Origin of the sequence: Bacillus sp. CDB3 (assembly GCF_002081505.1) — a bacterium.
Taxonomy (GTDB): Bacteria; Bacillota; Bacilli; order Bacillales; family Bacillaceae_G; genus Bacillus_A; species Bacillus_A cereus_AT.
Genome location: NZ_ALBR01000068.1, coordinates 1 through 21,907, shown reverse-complemented (window position 1 = coordinate 21,907; position 21,907 = coordinate 1). Strand labels below are relative to the sequence as shown.

The following is a 21,907-nucleotide window of genomic DNA, read 5'->3' as shown; positions in this document are numbered from 1 at the left end:
CTATAGAAAAAATCTATAGAAATAAATAGTTTATTAGAGATTTTTTAATTTAATCTTTACAGTACATTAACATTCAGTATAAATCTTCCAGATAGAATGAAAGCAGGTTAAGAATGAGGGGATAGAGGTGAAACGATGGATATTAAAATTCATGGATTAGAAAAGGCATTTGGAAAAACGCAGGCGTTAAAGCCGTTACAGATTGTAATGAAAAAAGGAGAATTCACTACACTTTTAGGACCTTCGGGATGCGGGAAAACGACTTTACTTAGAATGATTGCAGGGCTTGAAGAACCAGATAAAGGTGAAATATATTTTGGAGATAAGTGCATGTATTCTTCGACAAAAAAAATAAAAACATCTCCTCATGAACGGAATATCGGTATGGTATTTCAAGATTTTGCTTTATGGCCGCATATGACTGTATTTGAAAATGTTGCATTTGGTTTAAGGGCTACAAAGCAAACGAAACAATTAAGAGAAAAGGTAGAGGATGCGATAAAGCGAGTTCGCCTGCAAGGTATGGAGAAAAGATATCCACATGAACTTTCTGGTGGACAGCAGCAACGTGTCGCATTTGCTAGAGCAATTGTAACAAAACCTCATTTTATTTTGTTCGATGAACCGCTTAGTGCACTTGATGCAATTTTGCGAGAAGAAATGCGATTAGAACTTATGGATATCGTTCATTCCATTGGTTTAACGGCATTGTATGTAACTCACGATCAAACAGAAGCTATGTCAATGTCAGATCAAATTATTGTTATGAAACAAGGAGAAGTATTACAAAAAGGAACACCAGAAGATATTTATGTGAAACCGTCTCATGAATTTGTTGCAAAATTTGTTGGTAAGGCAAATTGGCTTGTAGAGAATAAACAAATGATTCGTCCAGAGCACGTGAACTGGACAAAAAATGAAGTGTGCGATACGTATACAGGTGAAATTCAGCACGTTACTTATGTAGGAGAACGTTATGAAGTAAAAGTAAATATGGGGACATTAGGTGTATGGACAGCTTATCACAACAGTAAGCTAAGCGTCGGTAAACTGGTATCGTTACATGTACCAAAAAAATGTATTCATCATATAGGGGGAGAATCGTATGAAGAAATTCAGTTCGCTTAAGTCTTTATTTGTATGCACTTTACTATTTTCTGCAGTAGTAACAGGTTGTAGTTCAAAGACAGGTAATGCAGATGCAAAAAGTAAAAATACTAATGAAAAGAAAATTGTTGTATATAGTGCAGGGCCAAAAGGATTAGCAGAAAAAATTCAAAAGGACTTTGAAAAGAAAAGCGGTATAAAAGTAGAAATGTTTCAAGGAACAACTGGTAAGATTTTAGCGAGAATGGAAGCTGAAAAGAAAAATCCAGTCGTTGACATTGTCGTACTCGCTTCTTTACCAGCGATGGAAGGATTAAAGAAAGATGGTCAAACGTTAGCTTATAAAGAAGCGAAACAAGCTGATAAGCTTCGTCCAGAATGGTCGGATGATAAAGGACATTATTTCGGGTATAGTGCTTCAGCATTAGGAATTGTGTACAACACAAAAAATGTGAAGACAGCGCCGGAAGATTGGAGCGATATAACGAAAGGAGAATGGAAAGGGAAAGTGAATCTTCCAGATCCAGCACTTTCAGGATCGGCTTTAGACTTTGTAACAGGATACGTGAAAAAGAATGGAAAAGATGGATGGAATTTATTTGAACAGCTTAAGAAAAATGAAGTTACAGTAGCAGGGGCAAACCAAGAAGCGTTAGATCCAGTTGTAACAGGTGCGAAAGATATGGTAATTGCTGGCGTTGATTATATGACGTACAGTGCAAAAGCAAAGGGCGAACCGGTTGATATTGTCTATCCGAAAAGCGGAACAGTCATTAGTCCACGTGCAGCGGGGATTATGAAGGATAGTAAAAATGTAGAAGGTGCAAAAGAGTTTATTGATTATTTATTATCAGATGATGTACAGAAACAAGTTTCTAAAGCATATTTATTGCCTGGTAGAGCAGATATAAAAGCTGAAAATAGACCGAATGTGGAAGAAATCCCAGTATTAAATATTGATTGGAAAACAGTTGAGAAAGAACAAGATGAAATAGGAAAACAATTTAAGAAAGTATTTCAATAAGATGGTGATTACATGGTAAATCGATTCGTATCAGTAAGACAAGTTGGAATGACGGTAGCGTTGTTACTTGTGGCGATGTTAATCGTCATTCCGCTTTTTCTCATTTTATTTTCTAGTGTATATGAAAATAGCAGTTGGAATTTTTTAAAGCCTTTTGAAGTGATGCAGAGTGGTGGATTAGCTGGGGTTTTTCTGAATTCGATGGTTCTAGGTGTACTCGTTGTAATAGGAGCTACCATATTTGCATTTCCATTAGCGTTCATTATGAGCAAAACAGATGTAGGAAAGTATAGTAAGTTGGATATTGTTTTTATGATTCCATTTATGACGCCGCCTTATATCGGATCGATGGGCTGGATTTTGTTTATGCAACCTAACGGCTACTTTGAACAATTTTTTCCGATGCTAAAGACGATTTCATCATCGTTTTTTAGTTTAGGAGGTATGGTTTTAATTATGAGTCTGCATTTATTCCCATTCCTTTATTTCATGCTGAAAAACACGTTACTTCAGATTGGGAGTAGTAAAGAGGAAGCGGCAGCGGTTCATGGCGGAAGTTTTTTCTATCGTTTAAGAAAAATAATATTACCGTGATTAGTATCAAGTTATGTAATGGGTGCTTTACTTGTTTTCGTAAAGACGATTGCAGAATTTGGAACACCGGCTACATTCGGACGTAGAATAGGATTTCATGTGCTAACATCAGAAATCCATAAATTTATTTCGAGTTGGCCAATTGATTTTAGTAGTGCAACAGCATTATCATCTTTATTACTTAGTGCTTGTATGCTCATTTGGTATATGCAAAATGTATTGAACCGAAAGTACTCATATGCAATGGTTAGTGGAAAAGGTGTGAAATCTAAAAGATATACTTTGTCTATAGTTACACGTGTTGTAGCGTGGGTTTATGTAATTGGTTTATTAATAGTATCAATTGGAATCCCATACTTTTCTATACTGATTGCTTCGTTATCAAAATTAAGAGGCGGTGGCTTACATGTAAATAACTTTACAACAAGCCATTATGAGGCATTGTTTACAATTGGGTCTCCAGGACTAGAAGCTTTATGGAACAGTTTTCTTTTTTCACTCGTAACAGCGATTGTTGCTGTAATTGTTGGGGTCTTTTTGGCACTTATGATTCGAAAGGGGAAAAATCCCTCTGAAAAAGGGCTTGATATGTGCGGTATGTTACCGAATATGGTACCAGGAATAGTGATGGTTGTAGGGCTTATTTTATTTTGGAATTCACCATATATGCCTATATCAATTTACAATACACCTGTCATGGTTATCGTAACGTATGTGGTTCTTTTTCTACCTTATACGGTGCAGTATGTAAAAGCTTCGCTCGGACAAATTGATGATTCTCTTATACAGGCGGGAAGCGTTTTTTCTGGAAATTATATTTATATTTTTAGAAAAATAATATTGCCTCTTATTATTCCAGGAATTCTTGCTGGGTGGGCGATGACATTTACGATTTCGATAAGAGAGTTAGTAGCGTCGCTTCTCGTACTACCTCCATCAGTAGAAACGTCAGCAACGTTTATTTTTGCTCAATTTGAACAAGGGGAAGTATCTATAGGAATGGCGATGGCCGTTGTTTCTGTTGGACTTACAACAATGTGCTTATTACTTCTGCAACATATGGAGCAAAAACGAAAAGGGGTAGCATGATGAGGATGGAAGTATGGGGAGGAGCAGGAGAATACGGCCGCTCTTGTTATTTTATAAAAAATAAAGAGACAAAAATATTATTTGATTGTGGTATTAATCGATCATATGTGGATAGTTATCCAAAAATAGAGAGAGAAATTGTTCCATTTTTAGATGCGGTATTTTTATCACATATTCATGAAGATCATACGATGGGTTTACCTTTATTAGCGAAGTATGGATATAAGAAAAAAATTTGGACGACTCGTTATACGAAGGAGCAACTTCCAACTTATTATGGGAAATGGAGAGACTACAATCTGACACAAGGGCGGAATTTACCTTATAACGATCAAAATATTAAAGATTTAAATTATGTATGTATTGATGAGATGAGTAATCCAAATGAATGGATACAGGTTACTCCTACATTGCGGTTTCAATGGGGCTATAGTGGGCATGTATTAGGAGCTGTTTGGTTTTTAGTGGATATGTGTAATACATACGTATTTTATTCTGGTGATTATTCAGCAGAGTCTAATATACTACGAGCTAATTTACCTGAGAAATTGTATCGCGATATAAAAATTGCAATCGTAGATGCTGCTTATCACACTGATGATGTTTCGCAAAATGAACGGGTAGACGAACTATGTGCGGAAATTGAACGAGTTGCACAAAATAAAGGGATAGCATTACTACCATTGCCCCCACTAGGTAGGGCGCAAGATATCGTATTGTATTTATATGAAAGATATAAAGAACTTCCAATTATAGTAGATAAAGAAATATTGGTTGGATTTGAAGAGATGTTCACATATAAAAGTTGGATGAAAAATAATGAAGAACTTGAGTGGATTATGGAAAGTTTAAAAGAAAACATAATAGTTATGGATAATGACATTTGTATGCAAAATAGTTACGGAATAGTTGTAATGAGTGATGCGAATATGCAAACGAAACGAGCGCAGTTATATTATGAACAACTTCGGCATGAAGAACGAAATTCTATTATCTTTACGGGACATATTGCTAAAGGGAGTTTTGCAGAAAAGGTTATGAAAGAGCAGGTAGGTATAGGATGTAGAGTGGGACGAGTTCCGTATAAGGTTCATCAAAGTATAAGTGATGTTAAGGCGATGTTAAATAAATTATTACCAGAACATACGGTGCTAGTACACGCCTTGAAAGAGGATACGGATCGATTACAGAAAAAGCTTAGCATAGCAGGATATGAAAATGTATATTCACTTGCAATGGAATGTGTAGAATTGACTTAACATGTATAGGAAAAAAGGAATCCGTAGACATATGGATTCCTTTTTCTAATATATGAGTATTAAGCTAAATCAGCTGATACGAACATATCATTATTTTGAAGGTTTTTAGAGCGTAAACTATAAGCAACTACCTTCTTTTTATATTGCTTTACAACGTCGACATGTTCTTCATGACTATAAATATAAAAGATAAAATCTTTTTTGCCACGTTTTGCATTGATAATTAAAGGAGTGCCCTCATTGTGTGGTGGTGCATAATAGCGATCTAAAAATAAACCTTCGTTAAAATCATGAATAATTTTGGATTTCTTTTCGCCTTCTAAGTTATTTCCATTGATTGTAACAGTCACATTCTCTTCTTCAAGTTGTGGATGTGTTTCGTACTTGCTAATAATGGATTCAATAACAGAGTTAGGAAGGCTAGAAACGATAATTTTAAATGCCCCAAATACAACTAACATTACAATAAACCAAGTTGTCATAGTATTTCATCCCCTTTATCTCACAGTAACGGTCCGTAAAAGCCTGGTTGGTGCGGGCTAATAATCAGTGTGGGATAGATACCCCTTACTGACTAAAATTTCACTTTATCCTATTTAACAATATAACTCATATGGTAATAGTACATATGGTGAAGTTTTGTATAATTTGTGAAAAATATGCCATTTTTATGAACGAAATGTTAGAAAAATCAATTTTGTTACAAAAAGTTGAAATCGAAGTATTTTAAAAGAAAAGGGTTTATAATAAAAACATAACTAATTACAAGGAAGTGTAACTATGAGTACTGTAGCTATCGTGTATGGTATTATTCTTTCCACAATTATTATTTTATTTTTCGTTGGGGTTTCACGTTATATTCATAAATGGAAAGAAGGCGTTGCGAAATTAAATCACATTGAAGAAGAACTCAGTGATTTAATGTTACATCATGGTAAGTAAAAAGTTTATTTTTTAACTAAACAATGTGAAAAATATCACAAAACATGCTCTCGTAATGAAGGCATGTTTTTTGTTTTTTAAGAAAAGAAACGTTTTTGTATAAATACTCTAATTCTTACTTAAAAAGGGAAATTTATTTAGTATAATATATAATATGTTTATTTTAGGGGGAGTATTATGAGAGGGTTAAAAGTTGTTGGAATTATAGCTGGAATTACTATAGTAGGCTATATAGCTTTCTTTTCAGTGAAGGAATATGTCAATTCAAAAGAAGATCCTAATTATGTGCTAAATTATATAAAAGAACATAAGGATGATAAAACAGCTTCTTTAATCGTTAAAAGAAATGGTGAGATATTAACATCACTAAATGAAAATGAAAAATTACCACTAGCAAGTATGTCGAAAATCGTTATAGCAATTGAATATGCTAAGCAAGTGGCCGAAGGAAAGGTAAGAAAAGACGAGCAGATTTCATTGAAAGAATTAGAAAAATACTACGTGAAGAATACTGATGGTGGTGCACACCCTGTATGGCTAGATGATGTAAAAGCTAGAGGGTTAGTGAACAATGGGCAAACTTCTTTAGAGGAAGTAGTTAAAGGAATGATTCAATATAGTTCGAATGCGAACGCATCATATTTATTGGACAAGCTTGGAACAGCACGTGTGAATGAAAGTTTGAAAGAGTTAGGCTTAAATAGTCACGAGGAATTTTATCCGGCGTATACAGCGGCATTGTATATGAGGGGGTATGCTGAAAAAGAAATGCATATTCCTCAAAATAAAGCATTGGACAAGCTACGTAATATGTCTAATGATGAATATGTTAAGCATGTATGGCAAATACATGAATGGATGAAAGACGAGAAAGAATGGGGGAAACGGGAGATATTGTTAAAAGCCGATATGGACTCCCAACGTATTTGGTCAGATCGGTTAGTAGGTGCAAATGCGAAAGATTACATGAGTTTAATGGAAAAGATAAATAACAGAAACTATTTTACACAACAAATGCAAAGTGAGATTGAAAATATATTTAAAGGAACAGTAGGGGGTGGAATGTTCGAATATGCCGGACAGAAAGGTGGTTCTACGGCATTTGTATTAGCAAATAGTTTTTATGGTACTGATAAAAAAGGGAATAAGATTGAGATTGTCTTTATGATGAACAATTTAAGTGAGAAAGAATTTGAAAAACTTCTAAGTAATATGGATTACTTTATTCGAGATATTGTCATAAGCGAAGAATTTAGAAATAAATTATAACGGAATAATTTTATTATGTAAACAAAAGAGCGCTTTTTAAAAGGCGCTCTTTTCTATTCATGATACAGGATTTCCTATTTACTGCATGGAATATAGATTGAAACTAAGAAAGGAAGTTGAATAATGACTACAGTATATTTCGTGCGGCATGCTCACTCTACATATACAAAGGAAGAAAGGAAACGCCCCTTATCTGAGAAGGGCTGGTTAGATGCACAAAACATAACAAGCTTGTTAAAAGATGAGAAGGTTGATGTTGTGATTTCTAGTCCATATAAAAGAGCGATTCAAACTGTGCAAGGAATTGCGAATACATATACTTTGTCGATACAAATAGAAGAAGATTTACGTGAAAGATTATTAAGTACAGAGCCGGTACATGATTTTAATGATGCTATTCAGAAAGTGTGGGAAGACTGGACTTTTGCATACGAAGGCGGGGAATCAAGTAATATAGCGCAAAGGCGTGCTGTAATATGTATGCAAAATATATTGAAAAAATATAGGGGGAAGAATATTGTAATAGGTACTCATGGGAATATTATGGTTTTACTGATGAATTTTTTTGATTCGAAATATGATTTTCAGTTTTGGAAAGCACTTCACATGCCTGATGTGTATAAATTAACTTTTGATAATAATCGTTTCATTTCTGCTGAAAGAATAGAGAAAACAGGTCATCGGATAAATATTTTGTAAAAGTTTATCAAAAAAAGAGGAAAGAGAGAAGGTATTGTAGAAGTATGACTTTGTAACATAAAAAATATATGTTAAAGGAGGCTGTTTACATGTTTGAGAAAGAGAAAGAAGGGCTTATTGAAGTTCACAACGTATATGAAATCGCACCAGCAGATGGAGCAATTATAGGTATGGCAACGGAAGAAGAAATGGAGATTGCTGCTGAACTAGAGTTACAGTACTATGCCCATTCTCGTTTATTAGAAGCAAATATTCAGTTAGACGGTTCCTCCTATAAAGAATTACTTCAGGAGTTCCAGGAGTACGAAAGAAAATCAATGAATTTTTGGAGAGCAATACATAAACGTTTAGCTGTGCCATGGGCATGGGTATTACGTATTGATGTTGCGAATGGTCCTATATATGTAAGCAATGGGAGTTCGTATTATGAAGAAGTTGATGATGACGAAGAAGACTATGAATAGATAAGTAAGGAAGCAACTTCAGTTGCTTCCTTTTTTATTTACAATGAGTGAATGGCGTCAATGATAGTATCTGGGCGATCATTTTCTATACCGTGACCAGCATCTTCAGCCAAAATGTACTGGCTGTTTATTGAGAGATTTAATTGTTCACGAATAAGTTCTTGCCACATATCTTCAAGTTGTGTAGCTTCTTCTTTTGGCATACCGCCCTCAATCAATTGGGCAATAGAATATTGAGGATCTCTACCGATAACGATTAATGGTATTTCTAATGTTTTATGTTGTTTTTTTATTGAGCGAGAACAATTTTTCCACTCGGATAGTTCAGAAGCTATCGCTTTATATAAGGAAGGAGATGTAGAAAATTTGATATGCTGTTTTGTTGTATTGACGAGCATAGATTTTAGCTCATTATAAAGTGCTTCTGCATCCATGTTGGAGTAAGTATGATATTTTTGTAGCCACATATCATCAGAATCAGTTTGATCAGAAACCGGTAAATGCAGTTCATCTAATCGGTGTAAGTTCATGGAAGTAGAATCAACTAAAAGAATTGCTTGCAGCCTATCTTCATGTAACATTGCAAAATGTTGTGCGCATAAACCTCCATAGGAATGACCGATTAAAATGATTGGCTCATAAATATCTAGTTCATGTAGTAACATATGTAGTTCTTTTACGACTTGCATTGTTGTACGTGGATTAGTTCCTAGCTCACTTTTTCCGTAACCTGGGCGATGATATGAAATGACTGTAAATTTTTGTGAAAGCTTTTCTATAATAGGAAGCCAATCATAAAATGAGCATCCCATTCCTGTTTGAATGACTACAGTTTGTTTACTGCTACCTCTCCTATATACTTCTATAGTTTGTCCAAATATCTCTACTGATCTATTAATAGTAATTCCCCCTAAGCTTGAAATACTTTTTGGCAAGTAAAGACGATACACCAGGCACATATGCCGAAGAGTATAGATGTACTAAGTGAAAAGGAGTTCTTTAAACCGATATAAACAATAAATAATAGTAGTGCGGATGCAGGAAATCCATATAATACACCTAAAGCAAATTGACTCAATTCTTGTTTATTCCCGCCTTCGAAAGAAATCCAAAATAGGCTCAGTAAACTTACGAGAGGAAGGGCAGCAATAAAGCCACCTATCGTACTATAATGTTTAGCGACTTCAGTAATAACGCCGATAATAAGTGCCGAAACGATTACTTTAACGAGGAAATGCATATTTTGCCTCCTTCGCTAATAACGAAAAAGCTTTTTCAATTAATTGTTGTTCTTCTTTCGATAACTGTGATTCTAATATTTTTATCTTTTCTTTATCTAGTAAAGTATGCTTTTTTAATATTTCAATGCCTTCTTTCGTTAATGTAAGGTTCACAACTCTTTCATCTTGTTTGTTTCTTTCTTTAATGATAAATCCTTTTTGAATAAGGCGTTTTACATGTTCGGACGCTGTGTTATGAGATAAACCAAGTTCAGAAGCAGTTTTTCCAATTGTTATATCTTTCTCACGAGAAACGATTTGTAAAATACGAATAGCTTGGTGGGAAAGGTTGTCTTCATATTCATATCGTAAGTGATAATAAATGCTCTCCCAGTATTGATTGATGTCTTTCATAATGATAAATCCCCCTATTTTTATATCGTATAACAAGATATATTCGTGGATATAGAAATAAAATCCTTTTATTTGGATAAAAAATGTTGCAAAAGTTTATTTTTATTGAAATATAAGGTAATCTATGTGTAAAGGTATACATTTAGCAAGAGAGAGGATGATAGCTGTGAATACATTCAAATGGATGAGTCATGAACAGATGTATGTAGATGAAATACATGTTGAAAAATGTGGTCCTCTTTCAGTCGGCGTATATGGGGGAAATCAAGAGAGTGATGCATATGAACGAGGAGATGCAGTGCTTGCTTGGTGGGATCCTGAATTACAATTTGAATTTGTTATGATTTTTGATACACATCACAAAACGAAAAATATACATTATATAATAGAAGCGATTTCAGAAAGAAAAGAAAAACTAAAAGAGTTGTTTTCATATCCTATACATTTAGCTTTTCATCATACGCATATGTATTTATTAGCGTTATTTACAGATGAGCTGTTTATTGAAAAATGTGATCAAGATGATGAGGAACTTGCATGCTTAATTTGTTTACGAAAAGGCGAATTTTTATATTGGCTATCAGTTGGTGATTGTTTCGCATATTTATTCCATTCTGAGAAAACGAAGAATGGAAAAGAGCGATTAAATAAACGGAAGAATTATGAATATATTGGTAGGAAAAATATTTTTGCAGCGAATACACCTTGCTTTACGTCAGGTGTAAGGGGATTAGAAAAAGGAATGAATCACATTGTAATGGCAACGGACGGTATTTTAGAGTGTGATAAACGAAGGTTTGATGATGATCAATCTTTAGTAGAAATATTGCACGACGGAAATAGCTTGCAGATTGAACCAGTATTAACAAATGTACTGCAGTGGAAAGGTAGAGATTGTGCCACAATTATTGGATGGTCCATTGACACTGAAAATAAACAATGCGCTAATTAATATAAAAGGAGTTCAAGGTTTTTATCCTTGAACTCCTTTTTGTTACGCGATATGGATGTGATACGTTTTTAACCATTCATTTACTTGAAGCATGTATTCCATAGCACTTCTTGCTTCAAAATTGTTAATTTCTTTATTACTTTGATCGGCAATGGCAAGTAATGTGGAATGATTAATAAGTGAGAAAATAGGATTGTTTTTATTACTGCACATGTCGAGTGATAAATTACGGATCGTTTGTAAATAATGTGGGTCTTGTGAAGTTGGATAAGCACTTTTTCTTCTATTGCGTACATCGTCAGGTAAAGCAGGTTTCAGTGCTCTACGTAAAATGCCTTTTTCAATATTATCAATGCTCTTTATGTTGAAAGGAACGTTCCATAAATATTCAACTAATCTATAATCGCAAAACGGTACACGAACTTCAAATCCTACAGCCATACTCATGCGGTCTTTACGGTCGAGTAAGAACGGAAGGAATCGGGTTAAAAATAAATAAAACATTTGACGTTGTTTCGCTGCTTTTTTATTTTCACCTTTAAGAGTAGGGACTTCAAGAACAGCTTCATGGAATCTTTTATTAATATAATGCTCAGGATTACATTGAGTTGTTACGTCGCTTAATAATAGAGAAGATGTGTTTTTCCAGTTTGTTAACCATGGAAACTTATCTACATATAATAGTTCTTCTTGATGAAACCAAGGATATCCCCCGAATACTTCATCAGCAGATTCTCCAGATAAAGCAACAGTTGCATCTTTTTTCATTTCGCAAAATAGTAAATATAGTGAAGTTTCCATTTCGCCAGCACTTGGTAAATCTTTTGCACGGAGGGGAACGAATAAGTGATTTGCTAATTCTTCAGCATTCACAATAATATCATGATGCGATGTCCCTACATGTTCAGAAACACGTTTTACCCAAGGAGCGTCTAAACCAGTGCGAGCAAATGTCAGCTCGAAATCTTTTGCGCTATTTACAAAGTCAACGGAATACGTATGAAGTGTTTTATTTTCCACTGCAAATTCTTTACCCGCTAGTGCAGTAATACCGCTAGAGTCTAATCCGCCTGATAACATACAAACGAGAGGAACATCGGCAATTAATTGTCTTTTCACTGTATCTTGTAAAATAGATAAAATATGCGAAGATGTGTCTCTGGTAGAGTCTGTATGAATCTTACTTTCTAAATTCCAATACTTCTTAACTACTTTTTTATCACGTGTAAATGTTATAGAATGTCCAGCACGAACTTCTTGAATATGCTTAAAGACACCACATCCTGGAGTTCGAAATAAACCTAATCCAAATATTTCATTTATGCCATCCGCATCAATTTCAGCAGGGACAGATGGGTGCGCTAATAATGCTTTAATTTCAGATCCGAAAATAATACTGTCATTTCTTTCTGTATAAAAGAGTGGCTTTACGCCTAAATGATCGCGTGCTAAAAACAGTTGTTGCTTCTGATCATCCCATAAGGCGAAAGCGAAAATGCCGTTTAAATGTTGTACACAGTCTTCTTTCCATTCTAAATAAGCATGTAGTAACACCTCTGTATCCGAATGCGTTTCAAATGCATGACCACATTTTTGAAGTTGTTCTCTCAGCTCACGGAAATTATAAATTTCTCCATTATAAGTAAGAGCATACGTATAATCACCAGCACGAAATGTCTTCGGCTGTGTCCCACCTTCTGGATCAATAACAATTAAACGCCGGTGTGCAAAAGCCGCACGAGGTGAAAACCAAAATCCTTCAGCATCCGGACCGCGATGCTGAATACTATTTGCCATCTTTTCTAAAATAACATGTTCATTGGAAAGATCCTTATTCCAATTTACCCAACCTGTAATTCCACACATACATATCTCATCTCCTAATTTAAAATTATAAAAGTAGATTAATTAAATGAAATGTACACCAGGTTAAAGAGTGTCTGCATAAATAGTGTACTACACTAATTGAATTACAGACTTGAGAAAATTTTCTTCAAGCTTATATTTATATGAGACAATGGCTAAGGAAAAGTATCCCATTACATACAAAAAATAAAAAAAGATGAGAGAAAAAAATTTCCAAAACGTTATATAGGGTGTAAAAGCTTTTACAAAAAAATAAGGGGAATCGCTACATGAAATCAAATGAGAAAAATTTTATAAAAAGATTACAGCGGCAAAAAGAAGATGCGCTAGAATTTGTTGTCGATACATACTTACCGCTCATAAAGGGGATAACGCACAAAGTACTTCTTCCAGTTCAAAATGATGGATTGATAGAGGAATGTGTAAATGATATATTTCTTTCCATTTGGAATAACGCAAATAAGTTTCATGGAGAGCCGAGTGATTTTAAAAAATGGATTGCAGCGATTGCAAAGTTTAAGGCAATTGATTATTACCGGAAAGCGACTAAAAAAGTAGAAATCATTTCAGATGAGTTTCATATAACTACGGAAAAATCGGCAGAAGACGAATTAATTCTTATGGAAGATAGGGAAGAGTTATTGAAGCTTATTAATCAATTGGAACCTTTAGATCAAAAGGTGTTCGTTATGAAATATCTCCTCGGTATGAAGACAGAAGAAATAGGTGACAAGTTAGGGTTAACTCGAGCAGCGATCGATAATCGAGTGTACCGGGGGAAAAAGAAACTACAACAAAATGCTACGAATATTAGTTTTGGAGGTAGTGCAATATGAAAGACATTTATGAACTATTAAATGATATTGATATAGATGAAAAAGAACTTGAGGAAATTGAGGCTTCTGAAATTGAAAAAGAAAAAGTGAAGCGTAATTTAAAACAATCGATACGTACGAAGAAAAAGATGAAAAGTTGGAAGAAGGGTGTTGCTGCTGCATCTATTTTAGTAGGGTTATCAGTTGCAACGCTCGGTATCGGATTTCCTACATATGCTGGAGGATTGCCAATTGTAGGTGACATATTCCGCTTTTTAGATAACGGTAGAACAGGATTATATGAAAATTATAAAGAGTTTTCGACTGAATTGAATATGACGAGAGAGAGTAATGGGGTTAAGGTTACAATTAATGATGTAATTTCTGATGGCAGAACAGTATCTATAACGTATTCACTAGAAAGTGAACAAGACTTAGGGAATGATCCTATCATATTAGGCGGATTGGATATAATGGACGCTCATGGTAGTTCAGGAAGTGGAAAAATGACTAAAGTTACTGAAAAAAAGTATGTAGGTATGGTAACAACGACGCATCATGATAGTAATAAAAAGGACAAAGTAAACTTTAGATGGAATATAGAGAGAATAGAAATGCCAGATAAGAAAAAATCAATACAAGGAAATTGGAATTTTGCGTTAACTGTAAAATCAGTGGATAGTAAAGAAAGAACAATTGGTGGAAGTTCGGAAAAAGAAGGTATAAAAGTAAATATGGAAAAGGTCGCAATGTCGCCGGTTTCATTTATTCTTTATTACAATCAAGAAGTTTCTAAGGGTGCGAGGAAAGAATGGGATAGTGTAGATGTTGAATTGACGGTTAAGGATGATTTAGGGAATGATTATTCGGGTGAAGGAAATGGGGGAAGTGGCAAAGATCCTTACAATATTCGATGGAGTGCTACATTCCAAAAGTTAAACGAAAATGCCACAAAGCTTATCATTACACCTCACGTGCACTTGCAAGTTCATACACCTGAAAATCATGGTGGAGTGGAGTATGTGAATGGGAAAGAGAAGAAAATAGAAGTACCGAAAAAAGAAGCGAAGAGTAAAGATATAGTGTTAGATGATATTGTCATTGATTTAAAGAAATAAATAAAGAGACTGCCTTAAATGAAGGCAGTCTCTTTTTGTTAAGAACTAGTAACGAGCAATGCATGCGGATGCTGCGTTTTATATTCCTCTTTCCATGTAATGTTTAGTTGTTCCCACGTTTCACCGCTATCATTGGATTGAAACACGCCATTGTTATTTAAAGTGTAAAACGTATGTGGTTCTGCTTGATTTGTTGCAAACATTGAAATGACTGTACCGATTGCAGATGGTAGTCCTTGCTGTACTTGCTGGAACTGAGTATCTTTCGTTTTACGATAAATATAAGATTCATAAGGGATACGGTGATGAGCGAGATCAGCACTCGGTGCGGCAGAAACGAGAATTGTATCGCAATCAGCCGGATCGATAGCCATGCTGTATAAATAATGGTGTTCAAGTCCTTCACTGCATGAGATCCAACTGTTTCCACTGTTATAACTTTCAAGGTATGCACGATCAGGTCCACCCATAAATCCGTCACCACATGATGCATAAAGGCGATTTGGAGCTTCAGGGTGCATGAGTAATTGATGAGCATCGATAGGAGCACCGAATTTTTTATCAATCCAAGTATGCCCTCTATCATTACTTTGAATAACAGCACCAGCTTCAATTGAAACATGGATTGTATTTGGATTGTTTGGATCCACTGTAATCCAGCGTACGTGATGGGTAAAAGGTCTAGGTGGGAAAGCCCACGTATAAGAAGATAATAATGATTTCATATTTTTAAGTTCAGTCCACGTTTCACCGCCATTTTCTGAACGGAATAAAGCGCTCGGTTCTGTGCCGACATAAACGACGCCATAGCCGTTAACTTGTTCATTTGAGCTTATCGTTATGGAAGTAATCGAAGAATGTAAAATACCATCTTCTTTAGGGAAATCAAAGTAACGATATGAATCTCCAATCGGTTTCCACGAATCTCCGCCATCGTCGCTTAACCATAAGCCTCGTCCAAATGTGCCGCAATATACACGATTCTTTTGAAATGGATCAACAGCGATACAAGTAGGTTGCATATTTTGTAAGTGATACGCTGTTTCAAAGTGACCATATTGTTCTTTCACTACAACAAGTTCACGCTCCATACAGAGAAATAAACGTTTCATTTTAGTAACCTCCTTAAAAATTCTTTCATTAGTAAACAATATGAAGCTGAAAAAGAAGTAGTCTTATTTTTTGTTGAGAAAAAGGACTTGTTTGAAAAGTAGCGAAGTGTGTATACAGAGGAAGCGGGATAAAGTGAAACTTTAATCGGTGGGGGTATTGTTCTTCCCCACTGATTATTAGCCTTCACCAATCGGGCGTTTACGGGCAGCAGGGCTCCCACCTAACTTCTTTGCTCTAGCAGAATTTTGAAGTGGGAGTCTTACTGCCCGTTAATTCGGGATAAAGATGGGGAGTTTGTTTCATACTAACATACAGATATTGCACTTAAAGGAGTATAAGTATGGGACATTCACATGATCACGGTCATTCAAAAAATAAAAAAGCGTTATTAATTGCCTTCCTATTAACGACAAGCTTTATGATTGCTGAAGTTATTGGCGGATTTGTAACAAATAGCTTAGCACTATTATCTGACGCGGGACATATGTTAAGTGATGCAGTATCCTTAGCGTTAAGTTTACTTGCGTTCAAGCTTGGAGAAAAAACAGCAACAACGGCAAAAACATACGGGTATAAGCGAGTCGAAATGTTAGCGGCATTATGTAACGGTGTCGTTCTTATTGTTATTTCAGTATACATCTTTATTGAAGCAATTCGCCGTTTTAAAGAACCAGTTGAGATTGCTAGTAATGGGATGCTTATTATTGCAGTACTTGGTCTACTTATTAATATTTTATCAGCCTGGATATTAATGAGAGGCGGAGATGTGAAGGGGAATTTGAATTTAAGAAGTGCTTTCTTACACGTATTAGGCGATCTATTAGGATCGGTCGGAGCGATTATCGCTGCGCTATTTATTAAATTTTTCGGATGGACTGCTGCAGATGCGATTGCTAGTATTCTTGTGTCTATTTTAGTCATTATTAGTGGATGGCGTGTAACACGTGATACGGTTCATATATTAATGGAAGGTGTACCACAACACATAAATGTTGAAGAGGTAAAAAGTACTTTATTAAATATTACGATTGTAAAAGAAGTTCATGATTTGCACATATGGTCTGTTACATCGGATTTTCAAGTATTAACTTGCCACTTGATTATTAAAGGTAGTGAAACGCAAAGTGTATTAAAAGAGGCTACGGATGTATTAAAAGAGAAGTTTCATGTAGAACATGTCACCATTCAAGTAGAAATGGATGGTGAATTTAATCATAGTGAGACAACTTGCAAAGTATGAAAGAAAAAGGATAAGAAAAAGTGTCATAACATTTTTCGCACGACATACATATATATAATGTGGCCACAAATACTTTGTAAGGTAAATATTTCATGAAATTACTTTACTTATAAAGAGTCATCTTTTATAATCAAAAGTGGTAATTGATAAAGATTATCATTTTCAATGATCGTAGAAAGGAGTTTTTTAAAAGATGAGTAGTCAACTCCGTTTTGCTGTTGAAAATCGTAAGAGGCATTTAATTGATGAGTTAATTGGAGCAGGTGTGTTTAAGATTCGTGACCGACAATTATACGAGCTGTCTTTAGAGGAACTGGAAAAAGAGTACGAAGACATGGAAGATTATGCAGATATTCAGGCATAGCTATATAGATTACTAAAAGATGAGCTGGTTACGTTTTTGTGTAACCAGCTCTATTATTATTTCATAGAAATCATTTTTTGTATTTCTTTCATTGGACGGAGCCAGTTTTGAGACATCATTTGTTCCATTTGTTTTTCATCTTGCTTTTGTAGGGCTTGAATTATGGAGTGATGTTCTGCAATAGACTGACTCGCAGGAACAAAGTTTTGGAAAAACAAATATTCAAGGCGTAAAACGTGCAGCTGCATATTTTCTAGAAAAGGTTCAATATATCGATTTTTAGCAATAGAGGTGATGGTATTGTGAAATTGAATATCTAGATCTAAAGCTTGTTTTGAATCTTTTTCATTGATAGATTTTTGAAAAGCATCATTTATCCCGGAAAGTAGTGTAATATCAGCATCAGTAATTTTTTGTAGTGCTTGTTTTCCTATAAGTGAGTGAAGACCAGCCATCGTCTCATAAATGATAGATACATCTTCAAATTTAATAGGAGTAATTTTCGTTTTTTGACCGGGAATCATTTCGACTAACCCAGAAAGCTCTAATATTTGCAAAGCTTCTCTAACAGGTGTTCTGCTAACCCCTAGTGCTTCCGCCAATTCCCCATCATTTATTTTTTCATCAGGTTGTAAAACACCTTCAATAATCCAATCTTGTAGTTGATTTAAAACGATTGATTTTGCTGAAACTCTTCCTGGTTTTTTATAATTTTGAGGGACAGGCATAGTGAATTCAATCCTTTCACTGTATATTTTTCTTTTTCGCATTCACAAGCTTTAATTTCGGTTTCCCTTCATCCGGTTTTTGGCTTAATATGAGCACCATTACAATGACACAAAAAGCCCCTAATAGCTGAAAAGATTGAAACGGTACGTGCAATATAAGTACAGAAGAAATAATAGCTGCGAGTGGTTCAGTACAACCGAATAATGTCGTTTCTTTCGGAGTAAGGTATCGTATGCTGTCTAAGTATAAATAAAATGCGATGAGTGTCCCGAAAATGACGACAAATGTGATGAGCGGTAGGGTACTTAGTTTTACATATTTCATAGTCGATAATAAAATGAATTCGTTTGTAGAAATAAAGTGTAGAATCGTTACACCAATACCCCCAATAATCATGCCCCATCCAACGATAACGGATGAAGACCATCTTTCTAACAATTCCTTTGAATATAAGCTATAAAATGCGAGAGATAATCCAGATAAAATGCCCCAAACGATAGCTGGTGTAGAAACAGCCAAATTATGAACAGACCCGTTTGTTAGTAATAGAAAAGTCCCTACTAATGAAAGTGTAATTGAAATAAAATCAATTTTTGATGGACGAACGTTCCATTTGAAAAGTAAGTATACAGAAATAAATATAGGAGCTAAATATTGCAATAATGTTGCAACGGCGGCATTTCCTTCTTTAATAGAAGCAAAATACGTGTACTGTACAGCAAGCATACCGAATAGGCCAAACAAAATCATTTTATTAGCATCAGATTTTTGTTTCCAGATGCCGAATATCTCTTTTCTACTCGTTCCGAGTGATGAAATAATGAGCAATATGACGCCGGATATAAGCAGACGAATGGTAACTAACCATTCAGTAGAAACGTTTTCGGATTGAAAAAGTTGTTGCGCTGCTGTTCCTGACAACCCCCATAAACAAGCGCCGATTATGACCATTATAATTCCTTTTAATCGATTTGGATCCATAAGGTATATAGTCCTCCTTCCCAAAGTATATATTGGATACAATATGCAATATATCACAGAATGGGGGAATTATAAATTGAAATTTCTGATTTTATTAAGTGGAAATTGTATAAGGTGTAGTTAGGTCTACAATACAAGGAAGTACGTTAAATAAAGCAAGGTAAAATTATAAAATTAAATCATAATCAAGAGGATAAAAAAATAAAGATAAGAGTAATTTGATTTGCTAAAAATATATGTAGAAGGAGATATGTGATGAGCTGGGTTACCCATAAACCAACATTTGAATTTGATAATTATAGTCATTTTATTCGGGCGAATACGGCGTGGGTTGGGCATTTAGATTTCGCATATGATTTAGTAAGGTTTGAAAAGCCAGAAGTATTAGTTGAGTTAGGTACACATTTAGGGGCTTCCTTTTTCAGTTTTTGTCAAGGGGCAAAAGATGAAGGATTAGATACAAAATGTTTTGCTGTAGATACTTGGACAGGAGATGAGCATACAGGTCCATATGGGGAAGGTGTTTTTCAAATAGTAAATAAAGTAGTAGATATGAGTTATCCTAATATAGGTAATTTAATTCGCTCTACTTTTGACGAGGCTGTGGATCGATTTCAAGATGGAATGATAAATTTGTTGCATATTGATGGCTATCATACGTACGAAGCAGTTTCTCATGATTATAAAACATGGTTACCGAAACTTGCGGATAACGGTATCGTTTTATTTCATGATATTGAAGTTAAAACTCGAGACTTCGGCGTGTATAAATTTTGGGAAGAAGTTAAAGCGAAGCACCCTCATTTTCAGTTTGAGCATTCATATGGACTCGGAGTGTTATTTCCGAAAGGTTGTAGCGATAAGTTTGTTGAAATACTTAAAAATAAAGACGAAATACAAAATATGTATAAATAAAAGTGGAGCATGCATCATTTTAATGATGTGTGCTTTTTTTTGTGGAGAAAAATGGTAGTCCTTAAAAGGTGAGGATAATAGTAAAAAATCTTATTGTGGCAAATATTAAAAAAGTTATTCTTGAATTGTTCTATCTAAATAAAAATGTAACATTTTTTATATTTTCCATTGCGAAAAGTAACATCTACTTTTACAATAGAAAAGGTGTCCAATATATTATACTGGAAAAATAAATCGAAATAATATGAAAATTTTGTTTTGTCTTCGCTAATTGTATATTACATACATGTAAGACGACATACGTCATGTTATCGACTTGTAAGGAGAGAAAAAATGAAAAGTGTAAGATTACCATCGATGCTAGAAATCATAGTTCTTTTATTACTATTTCTTGCTGTTGTCTTTTCCTTCCAAACGATTTTTGATCTCCCAATTCAATTAGCGCTATTTATTTCATGGTTTTTAGTAATTGCGCTTGGATTAAGATTAGGATTTCGTTATCAAGAATTGCAAGATGCAATTACGAAAGGGATTTCTAACGGATTAGAAGCAATACTGATTTTAGTTGCAGTAGGTGCTTTAATTGGAACTTGGATTGCTGGTGGCGTTGTACCAACATTAATCTATTATGGATTAGAGTTTATTCACCCTAGCATATTCTTATTAGCAACATTAATTATTTGTTCGATAACTTCTATCGCAACAGGAACATCATGGGGAACAGTAGGAACAGCAGGTATTGCTATGATGGCGATTGGTGAAGGACTTGGCTTACCACTTCCACTTGTTGCTGGTGCAGTTCTTTCAGGAGCTTATTTCGGCGATAAATTATCACCACTTTCTGATAGTACAGTTCTTGCAGCTTCTATGGCGAAAGTAGATGTTATTGCTCACGTTCGAGCTATGCTCGTATTAGATGTTCCGGCTTACATTATTACTAGCATTATGTTTACTGTAGCTGGTTGGATGTATGGCGGCGATAATGTAGATTTGAATCGAGTAGAGTTTTTAAAAGAAGCTTTATTAAAGGAATTTGATATTAAAATATGGATGCTTGTTCCGGCCGTCATTGTTATCGCACTATTAGCGATGAAGAAACCTTCTATGCCAACAATTGCAATGGGAGCTTTAATTGGTGCAATTTGGGCAACTCTTTTCCAAGGAATGAACTTAGGAGAGGCGATTGGAACAGCGTATAACGGATTCTCAATTCAATCTGGTGTCGAGTTTGTCGATAAGTTATTAAACCGTGGTGGAATTAACGGTATGCTTGGTTCAGTAGCCGTTATTATTTTCGGGTTAGGTTTTGGTGGACTACTTGAAAAGCTAGGTGTTTTAAAAGTAATCGTATCAAAATTTGAGAAGAAATTAAATTCTGCAGGTAATGTAACATTGTCTACATTAATCGTGGCATTCTTAGCTAATATATTTGGTTGTGCGATGTACGTTTCACTTATTTTAACACCGAAAATTATGGAAGATAGCTATGATAAATTAAAAATAGACCGCCGTGTATTAGCGCGTAACTCAGAAGTAGGTGGAACGTTAACATCTGGTATGGTTCCGTGGTCGGATAATGGTATTTTTATGGCTGGTATTTTAGGTGTAGCAACGTTCTCATACGTTCCGTTTATGTGGTTAAGCTTTGTTTCATTAATTTTGGCAGTTATTTACGGATATACAGGCAAATTCATTTGGTATGTAGATGACGCTGAAAAAGGAAAGCAAGCATC

General features: G+C 34.9%; 23 protein-coding genes and 1 pseudogene. 16 read left to right on the top strand and 8 right to left on the bottom strand.

Features of this window, described 5'->3' with window-relative positions; all coding sequences use genetic code 11:
- Positions 1 to 135: 135 nt before the first annotated feature.
- The 4 genes and pseudogenes from CDB3_RS15785 (at position 136) to CDB3_RS15770 (ending at position 5,073) form a co-directional block, all read left to right on the top strand.
- Positions 136 to 1,128: an ABC transporter ATP-binding protein gene (locus CDB3_RS15785; protein WP_128855163.1), complete on the top strand. Its 993-nt coding sequence runs from the start codon at positions 136 to 138 to the stop codon at positions 1,126 to 1,128.
- Entirely contained in the window at positions 1,106 to 2,131 is a 1,026-nt protein-coding gene (locus tag CDB3_RS15780; RefSeq protein WP_128855162.1) for an ABC transporter substrate-binding protein, read from the top strand. The genes CDB3_RS15785 and CDB3_RS15780 overlap by 23 nt, the downstream gene beginning before the upstream one ends.
- 12 nt (positions 2,132 to 2,143) lie before the next feature.
- Positions 2,144 to 3,814, top strand: a pseudogene (locus tag CDB3_RS15775) (ABC transporter permease).
- Positions 3,811 to 5,073 (top strand): MBL fold metallo-hydrolase, encoded by a 1,263-nt coding sequence (locus CDB3_RS15770; protein ID WP_128855161.1) that lies wholly within the window; start codon positions 3,811 to 3,813, stop codon positions 5,071 to 5,073. The pseudogene CDB3_RS15775 and the gene CDB3_RS15770 overlap by 4 nt, the downstream one beginning before the upstream one ends.
- Before the next feature lie 59 nt (positions 5,074 to 5,132).
- Here CDB3_RS15770 and CDB3_RS15765 read toward each other — a convergent pair whose 3' ends face one another.
- Positions 5,133 to 5,555, bottom strand: a complete 423-nt coding sequence (locus tag CDB3_RS15765) for a YfmQ family protein (protein WP_128855160.1) — start codon at positions 5,553 to 5,555, stop codon at positions 5,133 to 5,135.
- Positions 5,556 to 5,686: 131 nt separating this feature from the next.
- Between CDB3_RS15765 and CDB3_RS15760 the strand changes: the two genes are divergently transcribed.
- The 5 genes from CDB3_RS15760 (at position 5,687) to CDB3_RS15740 (ending at position 8,447) form a co-directional block, all read left to right on the top strand.
- Positions 5,687 to 5,803: a hypothetical protein gene (locus CDB3_RS15760; protein ID WP_002075341.1), complete on the top strand. Its 117-nt coding sequence runs from the start codon at positions 5,687 to 5,689 to the stop codon at positions 5,801 to 5,803.
- Between the two features lie 50 nt (positions 5,804 to 5,853).
- A complete protein-coding gene (locus tag CDB3_RS15755; protein WP_002158451.1) occupies positions 5,854 to 6,015 on the top strand; it encodes a hypothetical protein in 162 nt (53 codons plus the stop codon).
- Between the two features lie 177 nt (positions 6,016 to 6,192).
- Positions 6,193 to 7,284 carry a serine hydrolase gene (locus tag CDB3_RS15750; RefSeq protein ID WP_128855159.1) on the top strand — a complete coding sequence of 364 codons (1,092 nt, stop codon included), beginning with the start codon at positions 6,193 to 6,195 and terminating at the stop codon, positions 7,282 to 7,284.
- Positions 7,285 to 7,407: 123 nt separating this feature from the next.
- Complete coding sequence (locus CDB3_RS15745; RefSeq protein WP_128855158.1) at positions 7,408 to 7,983, top strand: histidine phosphatase family protein; 576 nt, start codon at positions 7,408 to 7,410, stop codon at positions 7,981 to 7,983.
- 89 nt (positions 7,984 to 8,072) lie between these two features.
- Positions 8,073 to 8,447: a hypothetical protein gene (locus CDB3_RS15740; protein WP_000461761.1), complete on the top strand. Its 375-nt coding sequence runs from the start codon at positions 8,073 to 8,075 to the stop codon at positions 8,445 to 8,447.
- A gap of 38 nt (positions 8,448 to 8,485) precedes the next feature.
- Here the strand turns inward: CDB3_RS15740 and CDB3_RS15735 are convergent, their stop codons facing one another.
- From CDB3_RS15735 to CDB3_RS15725, 3 genes are read right to left on the bottom strand one after another with little or no spacing between them, the layout of a single operon-like run.
- The gene (locus CDB3_RS15735) at positions 8,486 to 9,406 is read right to left on the bottom strand and encodes an alpha/beta fold hydrolase (RefSeq protein ID WP_128855157.1); all 921 of its coding nucleotides are present in this window, start codon (positions 9,404 to 9,406) and stop codon (positions 8,486 to 8,488) included.
- Positions 9,358 to 9,687, bottom strand: coding sequence for a DUF3147 family protein (locus CDB3_RS15730; RefSeq protein ID WP_097831594.1), 330 nt, complete (start codon positions 9,685 to 9,687; stop codon positions 9,358 to 9,360). Before CDB3_RS15730 ends, CDB3_RS15735 begins: the two co-directional genes overlap by 49 nt.
- Positions 9,671 to 10,081, bottom strand: coding sequence for a MarR family winged helix-turn-helix transcriptional regulator (locus CDB3_RS15725; protein WP_128855156.1), 411 nt, complete (start codon positions 10,079 to 10,081; stop codon positions 9,671 to 9,673). Before CDB3_RS15725 ends, CDB3_RS15730 begins: the two co-directional genes overlap by 17 nt.
- Positions 10,082 to 10,205: 124 nt before the next feature.
- On the opposite strand from CDB3_RS15725, the gene CDB3_RS15720 reads away from it, so the two are divergent.
- Entirely contained in the window at positions 10,206 to 11,033 is an 828-nt protein-coding gene (locus CDB3_RS15720; RefSeq protein WP_128855155.1) for a PP2C family serine/threonine-protein phosphatase, read from the top strand.
- 42 nt (positions 11,034 to 11,075) lie between these two features.
- Here the strand turns inward: CDB3_RS15720 and asnB are convergent, their stop codons facing one another.
- Complete coding sequence (gene asnB, locus CDB3_RS15715) at positions 11,076 to 12,899, bottom strand: asparagine synthase (glutamine-hydrolyzing) (protein ID WP_128855154.1); 1,824 nt, start codon at positions 12,897 to 12,899, stop codon at positions 11,076 to 11,078.
- Positions 12,900 to 13,168: 269 nt separating this feature from the next.
- Here asnB and CDB3_RS15710 point away from each other — a divergent pair, with 269 nt between their 5' ends.
- Together CDB3_RS15710 and CDB3_RS15705 are read left to right on the top strand one after the other, a co-directional pair.
- Positions 13,169 to 13,735, top strand: coding sequence for a sigma-70 family RNA polymerase sigma factor (locus CDB3_RS15710; RefSeq protein ID WP_128855153.1), 567 nt, complete (start codon positions 13,169 to 13,171; stop codon positions 13,733 to 13,735).
- The gene (locus CDB3_RS15705; protein ID WP_128855152.1) at positions 13,732 to 14,832 is read left to right on the top strand and encodes a DUF4179 domain-containing protein; all 1,101 of its coding nucleotides are present in this window, start codon (positions 13,732 to 13,734) and stop codon (positions 14,830 to 14,832) included. The genes CDB3_RS15710 and CDB3_RS15705 overlap by 4 nt, the downstream gene beginning before the upstream one ends.
- A gap of 38 nt (positions 14,833 to 14,870) precedes the next feature.
- Here the strand turns inward: CDB3_RS15705 and CDB3_RS15700 are convergent, their stop codons facing one another.
- Positions 14,871 to 15,944, bottom strand: a complete 1,074-nt coding sequence (locus CDB3_RS15700) for a WD40/YVTN/BNR-like repeat-containing protein (RefSeq protein ID WP_128855151.1) — start codon at positions 15,942 to 15,944, stop codon at positions 14,871 to 14,873.
- Positions 15,945 to 16,285: 341 nt separating this feature from the next.
- On the opposite strand from CDB3_RS15700, the gene CDB3_RS15690 reads away from it, so the two are divergent.
- Both CDB3_RS15690 and fbpA read left to right on the top strand, forming a co-directional pair.
- Positions 16,286 to 17,185, top strand: coding sequence for a cation diffusion facilitator family transporter (locus CDB3_RS15690; RefSeq protein WP_128855149.1), 900 nt, complete (start codon positions 16,286 to 16,288; stop codon positions 17,183 to 17,185).
- A gap of 193 nt (positions 17,186 to 17,378) precedes the next feature.
- On the top strand, positions 17,379 to 17,549 hold the full coding sequence (gene fbpA / locus CDB3_RS15685; protein ID WP_000098301.1) for a Fur-regulated basic protein FbpA: 171 nt from the start codon (positions 17,379 to 17,381) through the stop codon (positions 17,547 to 17,549).
- A gap of 56 nt (positions 17,550 to 17,605) precedes the next feature.
- Here the strand turns inward: fbpA and CDB3_RS15680 are convergent, their stop codons facing one another.
- Both CDB3_RS15680 and CDB3_RS15675 read right to left on the bottom strand, forming a co-directional pair.
- Positions 17,606 to 18,277: a GntR family transcriptional regulator gene (locus CDB3_RS15680; protein WP_128855266.1), complete on the bottom strand. Its 672-nt coding sequence runs from the start codon at positions 18,275 to 18,277 to the stop codon at positions 17,606 to 17,608.
- A 16-nt stretch (positions 18,278 to 18,293) separates the two neighbouring features.
- Entirely contained in the window at positions 18,294 to 19,259 is a 966-nt protein-coding gene (locus tag CDB3_RS15675; protein ID WP_128855148.1) for a DMT family transporter, read from the bottom strand.
- Positions 19,260 to 19,514: 255 nt separating this feature from the next.
- On the opposite strand from CDB3_RS15675, the gene CDB3_RS15670 reads away from it, so the two are divergent.
- Both CDB3_RS15670 and nhaC read left to right on the top strand, forming a co-directional pair.
- A complete protein-coding gene (locus CDB3_RS15670) occupies positions 19,515 to 20,174 on the top strand; it encodes a class I SAM-dependent methyltransferase (RefSeq protein WP_128855147.1) in 660 nt (219 codons plus the stop codon).
- 333 nt (positions 20,175 to 20,507) lie between these two features.
- Positions 20,508 to 21,907 (top strand): Na+/H+ antiporter NhaC (nhaC, locus tag CDB3_RS15665; protein ID WP_097831584.1); only part of this gene is annotated, 1,400 nt, incomplete at its 3' end.